Genomic DNA, 12,810 nt, shown 5'->3' with positions numbered 1-12,810 from the left:
TGAGTTGAAAACCGTGCGTCGATTAAGCGCAGCATTTGCGAATCAGCACTTTTAAGGGCCGATCTTTATTTCCTAGGGGTATCGCACAGCATCAGGTGAGCGCATCGTTTTTACTGTCCGGCTGAACTGGCCTACCTTGCGCGGGACTAAGCGTCCGGGCAGTAATTGACGAAAGCCGATGATCTCTGTGTTTCCCTGTTTTTTTCCGCTCGCTGCGCTAATCCGACGCGTACGGCTGTACCGTCCTTGCTACACAATGCTGCTGGTGGTTTCCCTGCTCTTCACGTTGGGGGGCTGCGGGCAGCTCAGCCATTCCGACATCATGAACAAGGATGATTCGGCTGATGCCGGCGAGTTCTTCCAGACCAATGTGGATCGTATGGCCACGCTGGCGATGCGTGACAACCTCAACAGCCTCTATCGACTGCTGGATAAGCTGTACCGCCGCAATCCGGCCGAGTGGCGCAAGACGGGGCAGCCAACGATCGAGGCGGCAGAAAAGTTCATCCAGACGGCTATCGAGCAGAACCGTGACCTGCCTTCGCTCAATGGCCTGAGGGATATCCAGGCGCTCAGCTATGCCTTGAGTCCCGAGTTTCAGGGCGACCGGGCCGGTGCGTTCATCTATGCCATTGGCACCATGCTGATCACTGCCCACGGCGGTCGGATGGAGTTCTATATCACCGATACGATCAGCGCCGAGTTCATCAACAATGCTGCCCGCAATATCGAAAAGGCAACCTGGATGCTGGGGCAACGCAAGGACTTGCAGGGTAAGCGTTTACTGCTGGCCAATCAGTTGTCCAAGGATGGACGCAACCTGAGCTTTGCGGTGGAGTTTGGCAAGATTGTGGCGCGGCTCGATCTTATCAGCGAGGTGCTGGACGAGCGTTATCGGCGCTTGGGGGTGAGCTACGCACAAAGCCTGCTATTCATGAACTTCCTGCCGGTTCAGTAATGCAGCGTGGCTGCCCTGTCTATTCACAGGGCACGCTAACCAAGGGCGGCAGGATCAGCGAGGCATCAGACCTTTCTCACGAATTCCGACTTGAGCTTCATCGCGCCAATGCCGTCGATCTTGCAGTCGATATCGTGATCGCCTTCAACCAGACGAATATTCTTGACCTTGGTGCCGACCTTCACGACCAGGGATGAGCCTTTCACTTTCAAATCCTTGATGACCGTAACGGTATCGCCGTCCTGCAGCGTATTGCCTACTGAATCCTTGATGACCTTGCCGCCCTCGGAGGCTTCCGCAGTTTCGGTGGCAGACCACTCGTGTCCGCACTCTGGGCAAACGAGCTGGGTGCCGTCTTCGTAGGTGAATTCGGAGTTGCATTGAGGGCAGGGCGGCAATGTGCTCACTGGACTTCCTTGGTGGGCGATAAAGGCCTGACATTATATAGGGTTTTAGCGGTTTCCGCTGGCGCGGTGGTCAGCACCTGTCCACCATAATCGACTCATCGACTGGCGCGATCAGCCTTACACCAAAGAACACAATAATAAGTACGGCAACGCTATCCACATGTATGGTTCGCCGCTCCGAGGTCGGCAAGGCCATATCAGACAAGAGTGTGGGGGCGAGAAGGAAACTGTCTTTGACAGTCTCCTTCCAGAGCGGTCAGCTTATTTCATTAGCGCACGGGTGCGCTCGGCTGCCTTGGTAAAGCCCTTGAGTGACAGCGGGCCATGGGCTTCACCACCGGTGGCGATAGTGGCCGTCACGTTGAGTGCCTTGCCCTTGCGCAGGGCCTTGAGCTGGTTGTTGTCAAACTCCAGCGGGGCGATGCAGCCAACCGGCAGGCAGGTATGGAAATCCACCGTTCGGGTGTCCTGGTCATCCACCTGCAGGCGCACGCCTTTGGTTACGGCAACGCCAAAGGGCAATACCATGAATCCGCCCAAGCCCTCTTTTCCAGGACGCAGCTCGATGGCCAGCATGCGCTGCCCATCCTTGTTGTTGATAACCTGAGACATGGCGCAAACCTTGCCTTCTTCAGGAACGTTCCGGCAGATCACCGACCAGTCACCGTAGGTCTCTGTCGCGGTAGGCTTGCCCTGTGCATCGCCAGGCGCGGTTTGTGCCTGTACCGTAGTGGACAGGCCGGCTCCCGTCAGCAGCATGGTCGAAAAGGCCAGCGCCGGGAGAAAGCCGTTCTGTTTCATGTTTCTTCCTTGCAGTTGTGAAGAGTGATGACGTACAGCATAGGTCATTTGACCCGATTGATGCTGCCCTTATGACGACCCAGGAAGATCAGAATGCCGTCACGGCAGGCTGATGGCGAGGCTACATAATGCCTCATGGCCTCCTCTAGAGGTGGCCGCTTCCTTATCAGACGTGATTGTGAGACCTCCAATGCCCCTCTACCGTGAAGCGACACCCGATGACATCGCTGAAATTTCCAGGCTGGGGCAGCTGCTCAATGACATGCACCACCAAGCTTGGCCGCAGATCTTTGCGTCGGCCGAAGACGTGCGACGTGACGAGGCGAATTGGCGGCGCGCGATTGGGGCGGCGAATGCCACAACCTTTGTGGCGCAAGAGGACAGTGAACTGATCGGGTTCATCAGCGTTTACCTCATCAGTGAAACGCATTCCTTTTTCAATCCAATGCGTTATGCCCACGTAGGCTCGATCTGTGTGGACGAAACGCGCCGGAGAGAGGGCGTTGGCCGTACGTTGATGGTTCTAGCCGAGCAATGGGCCCAAGAGAAAGGTGCAGTGGATATGCGCCTCACCGTGTGGGCCTTCAATGAAGACGCGCAGCGGCTGTACGAGGAGCTGGGTTACGGGATACGGTCGGTTTCGATGGGAAAGCAGCTGTCGTCACGTTAAACGGCTATGGTCTGTAACTGCTAAATTATCCATAAAGTCTTAAGGAGGTGCCGATGCGTTGTTGCATTGCTAGGTTGCTAGGTCTTGTCCTTTCAATCGGTATTACCACTACGGCGTCTGCGGAGACGCTGGTGACCATACTAGGCAAGACTTTCGGTTCGCTTGATTGCCTCTCTGTGCAGGACCCAGATAAGAAATTGGCATGCAATGCGGGTGGGCTGTCCAATGGCAAAGGCTGCAAAAGCCTGTCCAATTCAGCGCTACGGGAGCAATGCCTCGACCAGAAGTTTATTCCTCAAGGCTATGTTTCAAGCAAACCCAAGCCTGCTATGTCGCTGGATAATGCCTCTCTGCACGAGACCGTTAATGAGCAGATAACTCAACCCGTTTCATCTAGCAAGGCCATGAAGGCCATCCCTTTAATGGATGATGAGTCTGCATTGAGTGAAGTGGAGCGCACCTTGAATCTGCACACGCTCCGGTAGTCTGGCATTTTGAAATCAGCCGAACCCTCCTGCGAGGCTCCTGTCAGGACTATAGATACCTTTCTGACAGGAGATGAACATGGCGAAGCTACCTCTCAAGCCTCTCAGCCAACAGGTGATAGTGATTACCGGGGCGTCCAGTGGCATTGGGCTGGTCACAGCCCGCATGGCTGGGCGTGCCGGTGCCAAGGTCGTTGTGGCGGCGCGGAATGAAGAGGCGCTCCAGCAATTGTGCGCCGAGATTCAGCAGCAGGGCGGTCAGGCGGCCTATGTGGTGGCGGATGTTGGCAAGGAAGAGGATGTTTCCCGCATTGCTGAGCAGGCTATCGAGACATTTGGCGATATCGATACCTGGGTCAATAACGCAGGCGTTTCCATTTTTGGCGATTGCCTGGAAGTGACCATCGAAGACATGAAGCGCATGTTCGACACTAATTTCTGGGGTGTCGTCTACGGTTCGCGTCTGGCGGCCAGTTATTTCATCAAGCGTGGCGGCCCGGGTGCGATCATCAATGTGGGCAGCTTTTTCGGTGATCGGGCAACGCCGGTCCAGTCGACCTATTCGACCAGCAAGCACGCCCTGCACGGTTGGACCGATGCCCTGCGCATGGAGCTGGAACACAAGCAGTACCCCATCTCGGTCACGCTGGTGCATCCGGCGCGAATCGATACGCCCTATAACGAGCACGCCCGTAGCTACATGCCCAACCAGCCGGCACACCGAGGCATGATCTATCCCCCGGAGGCGGTGGCCGAGGCTATTTTGTTCGCTGCGGAAAATCCCAAGCGGGATATGTTCGTGGGCAGCGAGGCCAAGGTTCTGGCGTGGCTGTCGGCGCTGTCGCCGCGGCTGACCGACAAGCTGATGAACAAGATCATGTATCACTCCCAGTATGCCGACCGGCCCTCCCGTAGCCGGGAAGACAATGCCTTGTACGAGCCGGGTTATGGGCTGCATGAGCGTGGTACGCACCAGGGCTGCTCGTATCGCTCGCGCAGCTATTACGTGAAAATGTCCAAACACCCGATGATGTCATCGGTGGCGATTGCAGGATTGGGGCTAATGGCGTTGAGGCTGATGAAGCGCTCGTAAAGTCTACCCGGCAAAGACTCAAGGCTTTTGCCGGGTATTAAGCACCAACGCGATACCGCCCAGCACTGCCAGGGCGGTGAGCAAAAGGCGTAACGTCAGGGCTTCGCCCAACAGCAGCGCGCCGGCCAGGGCCGTCAGTACCGGTACGCTGAGCTGTACCGTAGCGGCTTGCAATGAGCCCAGCCCTCGCAGGGCGGTATACCAGAGCGCATATCCCAGTCCCGAGGTAACGGCGCCTGACAGTATGGCGTAGAGCACTCCCATGAGATCCGAGTGGCTATAGGCAATCGAGGCCAGGCTGATAAGCAGCGCCGGAACAGACGCCAGCAGGAAGTTGCCCGCCGTAGCGGCCAGCGGACTGGCAACCCCTCGGCCCTTGAGGGAGTAGAGCCCCCAGGCTACGCCGGATGCCAGCATCAACAGTGCACCCGTCAACGAAGGCGCGGTCGCGCCGGGTAGGAGCAGGACGACCAGCCCACCCAGCGCAAGGAGCAGCCCTGTTGTCGCCCAACGGTTCAGCCGCTCGCCACGTAACAGCCCGATGCTGATCATGGTGACCTGCACTGCCCCAAAGAGCAGCAGTGCACCCGTACCTGCTTCCAGGTGCGTATAGGCAAAGGAAAAGGCCGCCGCATAGATAAAGAGATAGATTGCCGAAGGCCAGTTGCCGGCCGGTTTGCCGTTCTGCTGGCGTAGTAGAAGCCACAGCACGAGTGCGCCTGAAAAAATGCGTAGCGTTGTAAAACTGGCCGGGTCGATTTCAGCGTGCTTGAGCGCCAGACGGCAAAGCAGGGAGTTGCCCGCAAAGGCCAGCATGGCCAGCGCGGTGAAAGTCAGTGTGCGTATTGTTGTAGGCATGCGTGTTCTGCATCAGAAGACGTGCCCAGAGTGTAGGCTGAATTGGCAGGTGTGAAAGCGGATTGCGCGATTAAGGTTTGAGCAGTAGCGGAGCAGCCTGAGCTGCCCCGCCTCAGCATCAGGCCTGTGCCGCGTTCAGTGTCGCCATGTCGATGACGAAGCGGTATTTCACGTCGCCCTTGATCATGCGTTCGTAGGCGTCGTTGATGTTGCGGATATCCAGCATCTCGATATCGCAGGTAATGCCATGCTCGGCGCAGAAATTCAGTACCTCCTGAGTTTCTGCTATGCCGCCGATAAGCGAGCCGGCAATCACGCGGCGCTTCATGACCAGGTTGCCTGCATGAACGGCGGGCTCGATAGGTTCGATCAGACCGACCAGGATATGCACACCGTCAAAGCGCAGGGTTTCGAGGTAGGGGTTCAGGTCATGCTGCACCGGAATGGTGTCGAGCAGGAAGTCGAAACGACCGGCTGCGGCCTTCATCTGGGCCTCGTCGGTAGAAACGATTACATGGTCTGCGCCCTGACGCTTGGCCTCGTCCACCTTGGACAGCGAGCGGGTAAATACGGTGACCTCCGCGCCCATGGCCTTGGCGAACTTGATGCCCATGTGGCCCAGGCCACCCATGCCCAGTACGCCTACCTTGTCGCCTGCCTTTACACCGTAGTGCTTGAGCGGCGAATAAGTGGTGATACCGGCGCACAGGATAGGTGCTGCGGAAGCCAGATCCAGCTTTTCAGGAATGCTCACAACGAAGCGATCGCTGACCACGATGCTGTCGGAGTAGCCACCCATGGTATTGCTGCCATCCACGCGATCCGGGGAAGCGTAGGTCATGGTAGGACCTTCCAGGCAATACTGCTCAAGATCCTTCTGGCATGCTTCGCAATGATGGCAGGAGTCGACCATACAGCCTACGCCAACCAGATCGCCCACCTTGTAGCGGCTGACATCAGTGCCCACAGCGGTCACCTTGCCTACGATTTCGTGGCCGGGCATCAGCGGATACACCGCAATTCCCCATTCGTTACGGGCCTGATGGATATCGGAGTGGCACACACCACAGTACAGGATCTCAATGGCTACATCGTCGTTGCGCGGAGCACGGCGTACAAAGGTGTGCGGGACAAGAGGGGTGGTAGGCGACAGGGCGGCATAGCCGAATGCTTTGGTCATATAGAGCCTCACAAGACAAAAGATAGCGCTTCGAATCTGGCGACTGCCTGGCATAGGCAACGCACATCACCGTTGGGCGATGGCAGGTGCCGCATCAGACTCATCGAAAAGGGGGGAGGCCTATTGTGAGGAATCGGTGAGGAGAGGTCATGACGATTCCTCCTGAGCTTATGCCTATTTCTCCAGTATGTAGGTGTTATAGGCTCTTTACCTTTCTGTTTTTGCGATTATGGTAATGCCTGTTTCTCTTGCCGATGCCGTTTCCATGCAGCTGACCCGCCATCTCGATGCCAATGCCACCCTGGTTTCCCTGATCCAGCCACTTGCCACGCGCGAAGGGTTTTTGCCAACGCCTATGGAGCAGGTTCGAATCGTGACGGCGCGCAGCAATGTGTCACGATCGCCTCAGATCTACGAGCCCAGCCTGATGGTGGTGGCGCAAGGCAGCAAGCTGGCCTATCTCGGCGAGCGAACCCTGGAATACGGTGCCGGCCATTACCTCGTCCAGGCGCTGCCCGTGCCGTTCGAGTGTGAGACGTTCGCAACACCTGAGGCTCCCTTACTGGGAGTGTCCATTGGCATTGACCGAAGCGTATTGGGCGAGCTGGTGCTGGCGATGGGACCAGAAGAGGTTCAGCCGGCCCGTGCGCAGACGCCGGAGTCCATGGTGTCTTCCCCACTCGACACCGCCATGCGGGAGGCGGTGGAGCGACTGCTGCGGTGCCTGCACGATCCGCTGGAATGCCGACTTCTGGGCGCGATGCGCCTGCGCGAGGTCTTGTTCGTGGCGCTGAGGGGGCCACAGGGCGGAGTGCTGAGGGCACTGGTCGAGCAGCGGGGGCAGTTTGCCCGGATCGCGGCCTCGTTGACGTATCTGCATCACCACTACGCCGAGCCGCTGAACGTCGATCAGCTGGCCCGCTGCGCCAACATGAGCACGTCGGCGTTTCATGAGCACTTCAAACGCAGCACCCTGGTGTCACCTGTGCAGTACTTGAAGCGGTTGCGGCTTATCAAGGCACAGCAATTGCTCGTGGCTCAGCGGTTCAATGTCGCCCAGGTAGCGCTCCAGGTTGGCTACCAGAGTGCGTCCCAGTTCAGCCGCGAGTACAAACGTTACTTCGACCACAGTCCGGCGGCCGAGCGCCATGAGCATCCATCTGCCGAGGCCGCCTCGTAAGGCCTGTCAGCTGACGGGGCGGCGAGCGGTAAACAGCGCCACCTTGCCTTCTACAGTGATATCCACCTGCTCAAAATGAGCGCTTAAAGCGCTTTTCAATCCTGGCACGTCGTCATGACGGTTGGAAAAGATGCCCTTGCGGTTATAGACATTCATCAGTGTGCGTCCAAACTCGTTATGCCCGGCTCGGTCGCCCAGGATAGTTGCCCCAAACAAGACGCCTTCAGGTTTCAGGTGCGGCTTCAGGTTGGCAAAGACGCGAACCTTGTCGGTCAGGGTGCCTGGAAGGCAATGCAACAGATAGAAAAGTGAGATGGAATCGAACTGAGCGGGCACAGGCCAGGGCTGCATGACGTCGTGCCGCACGGTTCGTGTCGACACGCGGCTCATCCTGCGCTTGGCAGCAGCAAGGCTGCTGGTATTGAGGTCCATCAGCGTGATATCAGCGGTGTCTGGTAGATCTGCCTTTGCCAGATAAAAGCCGGTCCCCACGCCAACGTCCAGATGCTGCGTACCGACATGACGCTTGAAGAACGGTAATAGAACATCCCGTGTACCGCATTGCCAGGCAAAGCGGTTGGAAATCCCCAGCACCCAGACGTCATACAGGGCCAGGGTCAAGGGAGAATAGACTGCAGCGCCAGACTCTGTATCGATGTTCATCGGTACGGCTCGCCTTGAAGGAGAGCCTGAGCCTAGCCGCGGTCTGGCAGAGCGACAACTCCCAGTATCCAGCGACGGAACCTGGTTCCGTTTCGTTTGTGGCGAGGCCAGTCTGGTCTTGACCGACCCGTTTTTCAGCAATCCCTCCGGTGGAGCCATCTATACCTACCAGGTGCCGGCCCCTGTCGATTCAGGCAGCGTCAACTCGCCCTTGTCCTTGAACCGTACCGTTCCCAAAAGGCCCCCTGCCAGCTTGCCGTGGATGGTATAGGGCACGCTTTTGGTAGGGGTATGCTCGGCAAAGCCCCAGAACTGGCGTACGGCCGAGAAAGCCGAGACGGTAACCGGAACGGTCAGTACCGTCTCGCCATACCGGGGTACGCTGCCGCTCTGGCTGCTGACACCGCTGGCCAGCGGCTGGCCATTGATGTCCATGTCCAGCGCCAGGCCGTTGTAGTCGATGGCTGTATCGTTCGGGTTCTGCACACGCAGCTTCACATTGAAGCGCATTTCCAGCCCTTGTCCTGGCAGCGGCTCGATGCCTGCCACGGCAATTCGCAACGGATCCCGCTGGCCCAGGGTGCTACAGGCTGCAAGACCCAGTAGAAACAAGGCGCCGATCAACAGGCGAGCGCAAGTGCGGTAGGCAGATAACAACATGAAAAGGCTCCGGTCGGCGATACATCACGATACAGGTGGGACCGGTCATTGGTCGCTTCTACTCCTCGTCCACGGGACGATATCGCAAAAGCGTGAACCAGCAAGCCTCGAGCCTTTGTGCAGACTCGAGGTGCACCGGGCTAAAGGGCAGCCGGTAAAGCGTTCTGACGCGCACGAAGGTTTTGCGCCACGCAGGCACCGATTACGAGTATGACCAGAATGGCGCCCAGGATGGCGGAGGAGCCGACCGTACCCAAATCCAGACCACCCTTGTCATGCGCCTTGGTCAGGAAGTCGCCCTGCGTGACGCCAAACGGACGGGTGAGAATAAACGCCATCCAGAACAGCAGAATGGTCGAGAGGCGTGTGAAAAAGTGGGCCAGTACGATCACACCGATAATGCTGCCAATCAGCAGCGCTCCTCCCGCAAAACCCAAGCCCGAGTCGTCGGCTAGGTAATCACCCAGGGCGGTACCCAGCGTGTTAGAGAACAGAATCGTAACCCAGTAGAACAGCTCGGCGTTGAAGGTATGGATCCTGTCGACCGAGAACGATGTACCGCTCAGGCGGCACAGCGCGAAAATTGCAATTAGGATCATGATCAGCACGGCCGAACCGGTGGCGTAGCCCAGCTCCAGGGTTCGATCCATAAAGTCAATTCAGTCGTATTCTGCCGGTTCATGCTCGCCGAGTAGACGTCGTTGTCGGGGCGTACAGGCATCCAGCACCGCCGGATTGAACTGCCAGGCGAGGTAAGGGGAGAACTTCTGAACCACCATGCGCCGGCCATAATGAATCTGGAGAAGATAGCGGGTCCGGTCACGGGTGCGGTTGCGGCTGCCGGCATGCCACAGCTCGCTGCGCAGAAACAGCACGTCGCCCGGCTGGCAGAGCACCGGCTGCGTCTCCCGGCCTTGCCAGTTCGTCTCGCCTTCCAGTGGTTTACGACCTGCGCGGTGGCTGCCTGGAATGACCAGCGTCGGGCACAGGTCCTCGGTGATCTCATCCAGATAGACCTGGGCGGTACAGATCTGCATGGGCAGTTCAAATGTCGGGTCTGCCAGCAGGGACCGGGGCAGTGTCATCGCCAGGTAATCCACGTGTAGGTCTGCGCCGATAAAGCCGGGGTGGCAGCGCCAGGCTGTCTGCCCAATGATATGGCAATCTTCGCCTAGGGACGCTTCGGCCAGTTCGATCACGCCGGGCAGATCCAGGTAAGGCAGCCATACGGGATCGCGATTGAAAACGCATTTGTAATGGTCAACGAGACCGGTGTAGTCCCAATGGATGGGCTCCAGCTGATCAATGGCCGCGCGGATCTCATCGACCAGAGCAGGACTCAGCACACCATGCAGCAAGACGAAACCCTGTTCGTGCATGGCCTGCAGGCGATGATCAGTAGCCGTATGGGCAGGAAGCGGACTCATGGCGATGTTTCATGGACGGTGCTTCATTAGAACCTGCCACGTGGCTCGGGTTGCACCTGAAGGCAATGCTTCATGGTGTCGCAGGCCTGTTGAATAGTCATATATGCGACATTTTTGTGACTGATTCCTCGCTAGAGCCAGGGAAACGTCGTTTCTAGAGTTGAAAAGCCGTCCAAGTATCGCTGATATGGCAGGGTTACTTAGCCTTGCGCTAAATCATTTCAGCAAGTGACAGGCATTATTATGACAATAACGAAACAGTCTTCTTCGGATGGAACCTCCCTTTCCCCGGCGCTGAAACCGCGCCACGTCACCATGCTTTCCATTGCCGGCGTTATCGGTGCCGGGCTCTTTGTGGGCTCAGGTCATGCCATTGCCGCGGCAGGGCCTGCCGTGCTGCTGGCCTATGCCCTGGCTGGAACCCTTGTGGTGCTGGTGATGCGAATGCTCGGTGAAATGGCCGTGGCCTCGCCAGATACCGGCTCCTTTTCGTCCTATGCCCATCAGGCCATCGGACGCTGGGCCGGCTTTACCATCGGCTGGTTGTACTGGTGGTTCTGGGTATTGGTGATTCCGCTCGAAGCGGTGGCGGCTGCGGCCATCCTCAATGCCTGGTTTCCGGCAATTGCCACCTGGCAGTTCGCGCTGGCGATTACAGCCTTTCTGACGGTGACCAACCTCTTCAGCGTCGCCAAGTATGGTGAGTTTGAATTCTGGTTCGCGCTGCTCAAGGTACTCGCGATCATCGCATTCATCGTATTGGGTGCAGTGGCCATGGTCGGGGCACTGCCAGGGCGCGAAGTCAGCGGCCTGGGTACGCTGATGGCTACCCATGGCGGCTTCATGCCCAACGGCTTCAATGCCGTCATCGGGGCACTGCTGACCACCATGTTCAGCTTCATGGGCACCGAGATCGTAACCATTGCTGCGGCCGAGTCGAAAAACCCTTCCAAGCAGATCGGCAAGGCGACCAACTCGGTCATCTGGCGTATCGGTCTGTTCTATATCGTCTCGATCTTCCTGGTCATCTCCATCGTGCCCTGGCAGGACCCACAGCTTCCGGTAGTAGGCTCCTACCAGCGTGCGCTGGAGTTTCTGTCTATTCCCCACGCCAAGCTGATCGTTGATCTGGTGGTGCTGGTCGCGGTGGCGAGCTGCCTGAACTCGGCGCTTTATACGGCATCGCGCATGCTGTTCTCCCTGAGCCGCCGGGGTGATGCACCGGCGGCCTTTGGTCGGACGGCTGCCGGTGGTGTGCCGCGTGCCGCCGTTCTGGCGAGCACTGCTGTGGGCTTTGCAACGACGATCGCCAACTTCACCATGCCAGAGGCCGTGTTCAGCTTCCTGTTGGCAACCTCCGGTGCAGTGGCCCTGCTGGTTTATCTGGTGATTGCCGTGTCGCAGCTGCGCATGCGTCGCAAGCTGAACGCAAGTGGTCAGCCCATCGAGTGCCGCATGTGGTTGTTCCCTTGGCTGACCTGGCTGGTGATCGGCTTCATCATCATGGCGCTGGGTATCATGCTGATGACAGAAGCGCACCGCATGGAAATCCTGGCCACCGGCCTGCTGGCCTTGGTTGTGGTTGCCATCGGTTCCTGGCTAGGCGCCAGGGATCGTAGCAACGCTACCCTGATGACGGCCTCGCAAAGCCGTTGATCCTCCAGGACCGGTAACGAGGGCTCGTTACCGGTCTTCCCTTCCTGGTTTCTTCATTAATAGCTACTCCCTTTTTGTAACGCCGGCACGTCTGATTTATACCGTGCGAGACTGCCTGATCTGTTCGGTTGCTCTCGGCATAGTGGCAAGTCCTGTCAGAAAGAGCTACGCACCGTTTCAGGGCTTTTTTCTGAAACGAAGCGGCAAAAAGGTAGACATTTCTGCGGCGCTTGGGTAAAAAAGGATTATCTCTCGGTGCCAAACGCGCCATGCTGTTATGAAAACGCAGGTCTTGTTTCCATCGGTAACGCAGAAATGCCCATTTATGGTGCGTTGCGTTACAGATTGACCCAATTTGGACCATAACAGTTTCTATTTTTTCGCTTCTGCTCCTGCACAATTCTTCCTGACTGTTTATGGCGGTAACACTTCCGCGGCACGACAATGTGCGCATCTTAAATAGTTAGCTACCTGTCATAAGCAGGAAGGAAAGCATCATGGAACACACCCTACGTTCCAACTCATTTACCGCTTCAAACGCTTCTAAATCCGATACTTCGCTGGTGCTGCGCGTTCTGACAACATTGTCGGTCTGGCATCGTCGTATCGTCAGCCGCAACGAGCTGGCCCGCCTGGATGCCCGTATGCTGGCCGACGCCGGTATCACTGAAGCCCAGCGTTACGAAGAACTGCACAAGCCGTTCTGGCGTTAAGTGTTACGGTTACGCACACCGTAACCGGCAAGACCTGTCGGGAGCCGTCATCGATAGCG

At 57.6% G+C, this 12,810-nt stretch carries 14 protein-coding genes and 1 pseudogene; 7 read left to right on the top strand and 8 right to left on the bottom strand.

Going from position 1 to position 12,810, the window contains the following annotated elements; genetic code table 11:
- Positions 1-178 precede the first annotated feature (178 nt).
- Complete coding sequence (locus EAW52_RS00470; RefSeq protein ID WP_122041019.1) at positions 179-958, top strand: hypothetical protein; 780 nt, start codon at positions 179-181, stop codon at positions 956-958.
- Between the two features lie 65 nt (positions 959-1,023).
- Here the strand turns inward: EAW52_RS00470 and EAW52_RS00465 are convergent, their stop codons facing one another.
- On the bottom strand, positions 1,024-1,365 hold the full coding sequence (locus EAW52_RS00465) for a zinc ribbon domain-containing protein YjdM (protein ID WP_010796645.1): 342 nt from the start codon (positions 1,363-1,365) through the stop codon (positions 1,024-1,026).
- 261 nt (positions 1,366-1,626) lie between these two features.
- Positions 1,627-2,166, bottom strand: a complete 540-nt coding sequence (locus EAW52_RS00460) for an invasion associated locus B family protein (protein ID WP_162997553.1) — start codon at positions 2,164-2,166, stop codon at positions 1,627-1,629.
- 190 nt (positions 2,167-2,356) lie between these two features.
- On the opposite strand from EAW52_RS00460, the gene EAW52_RS00455 reads away from it, so the two are divergent.
- The 3 genes from EAW52_RS00455 to EAW52_RS00445 all read left to right on the top strand — a co-directional run bounded on the left by EAW52_RS00455 (position 2,357) and on the right by EAW52_RS00445 (position 4,414).
- Entirely contained in the window at positions 2,357-2,836 is a 480-nt protein-coding gene (locus tag EAW52_RS00455) for a GNAT family N-acetyltransferase (RefSeq protein ID WP_162997552.1), read from the top strand.
- Positions 2,837-2,889: 53 nt separating this feature from the next.
- Positions 2,890-3,321: a hypothetical protein gene (locus tag EAW52_RS00450; RefSeq protein WP_122041016.1), complete on the top strand. Its 432-nt coding sequence runs from the start codon at positions 2,890-2,892 to the stop codon at positions 3,319-3,321.
- Between the two features lie 79 nt (positions 3,322-3,400).
- A complete protein-coding gene (locus tag EAW52_RS00445) occupies positions 3,401-4,414 on the top strand; it encodes an SDR family oxidoreductase (protein ID WP_218567917.1) in 1,014 nt (337 codons plus the stop codon).
- Between the two features lie 18 nt (positions 4,415-4,432).
- Here the strand turns inward: EAW52_RS00445 and EAW52_RS00440 are convergent, their stop codons facing one another.
- Complete coding sequence (locus EAW52_RS00440; protein ID WP_122041014.1) at positions 4,433-5,272, bottom strand: DMT family transporter; 840 nt, start codon at positions 5,270-5,272, stop codon at positions 4,433-4,435.
- A 118-nt stretch (positions 5,273-5,390) separates the two neighbouring features.
- Positions 5,391-6,452, bottom strand: a complete 1,062-nt coding sequence (locus EAW52_RS00435; protein WP_122041013.1) for an NAD(P)-dependent alcohol dehydrogenase — start codon at positions 6,450-6,452, stop codon at positions 5,391-5,393.
- A gap of 265 nt (positions 6,453-6,717) precedes the next feature.
- Here EAW52_RS00435 and EAW52_RS00430 point away from each other — a divergent pair, with 265 nt between their 5' ends.
- Positions 6,718-7,632, top strand: coding sequence for an AraC family transcriptional regulator (locus EAW52_RS00430; protein WP_122044675.1), 915 nt, complete (start codon positions 6,718-6,720; stop codon positions 7,630-7,632).
- A 6-nt stretch (positions 7,633-7,638) separates the two neighbouring features.
- Here the strand turns inward: EAW52_RS00430 and EAW52_RS00425 are convergent, their stop codons facing one another.
- The 4 genes and pseudogenes from EAW52_RS00425 to EAW52_RS00410 form a co-directional block, all read right to left on the bottom strand.
- Positions 7,639-8,295: a trans-aconitate 2-methyltransferase gene (locus EAW52_RS00425; protein ID WP_122041012.1), complete on the bottom strand. Its 657-nt coding sequence runs from the start codon at positions 8,293-8,295 to the stop codon at positions 7,639-7,641.
- A gap of 165 nt (positions 8,296-8,460) precedes the next feature.
- Entirely contained in the window at positions 8,461-8,955 is a 495-nt protein-coding gene (locus EAW52_RS00420) for an LEA type 2 family protein (protein WP_010796655.1), read from the bottom strand.
- A gap of 140 nt (positions 8,956-9,095) precedes the next feature.
- Positions 9,096-9,611, bottom strand: a pseudogene (locus tag EAW52_RS00415) (hypothetical protein); the annotation flags it as partial.
- Positions 9,612-9,614: 3 nt separating this feature from the next.
- Positions 9,615-10,382 carry a phytanoyl-CoA dioxygenase family protein gene (locus EAW52_RS00410; RefSeq protein WP_122041010.1) on the bottom strand — a complete coding sequence of 256 codons (768 nt, stop codon included), beginning with the start codon at positions 10,380-10,382 and terminating at the stop codon, positions 9,615-9,617.
- A 243-nt stretch (positions 10,383-10,625) separates the two neighbouring features.
- Between EAW52_RS00410 and gabP the strand changes: the two genes are divergently transcribed.
- Both gabP and EAW52_RS00400 read left to right on the top strand, forming a co-directional pair.
- Complete coding sequence (gene gabP, locus EAW52_RS00405; RefSeq protein WP_010796658.1) at positions 10,626-12,038, top strand: GABA permease; 1,413 nt, start codon at positions 10,626-10,628, stop codon at positions 12,036-12,038.
- 497 nt (positions 12,039-12,535) lie between these two features.
- Positions 12,536-12,751 carry a DUF1127 domain-containing protein gene (locus tag EAW52_RS00400; RefSeq protein ID WP_074821494.1) on the top strand — a complete coding sequence of 72 codons (216 nt, stop codon included), beginning with the start codon at positions 12,536-12,538 and terminating at the stop codon, positions 12,749-12,751.
- The last annotated feature ends 59 nt before the right edge of the window (positions 12,752-12,810 follow it).

The sequence above is a fragment of the Pseudomonas sp. LTJR-52 genome, from assembly GCF_003691465.1.
GTDB lineage: Bacteria > Pseudomonadota > Gammaproteobacteria > Pseudomonadales > Pseudomonadaceae > Chryseomonas > Chryseomonas luteola.
The sequence above is the reverse complement of the archived record's forward strand: the minus strand, read 5'-3'. Positions and strand labels throughout refer to the sequence as shown.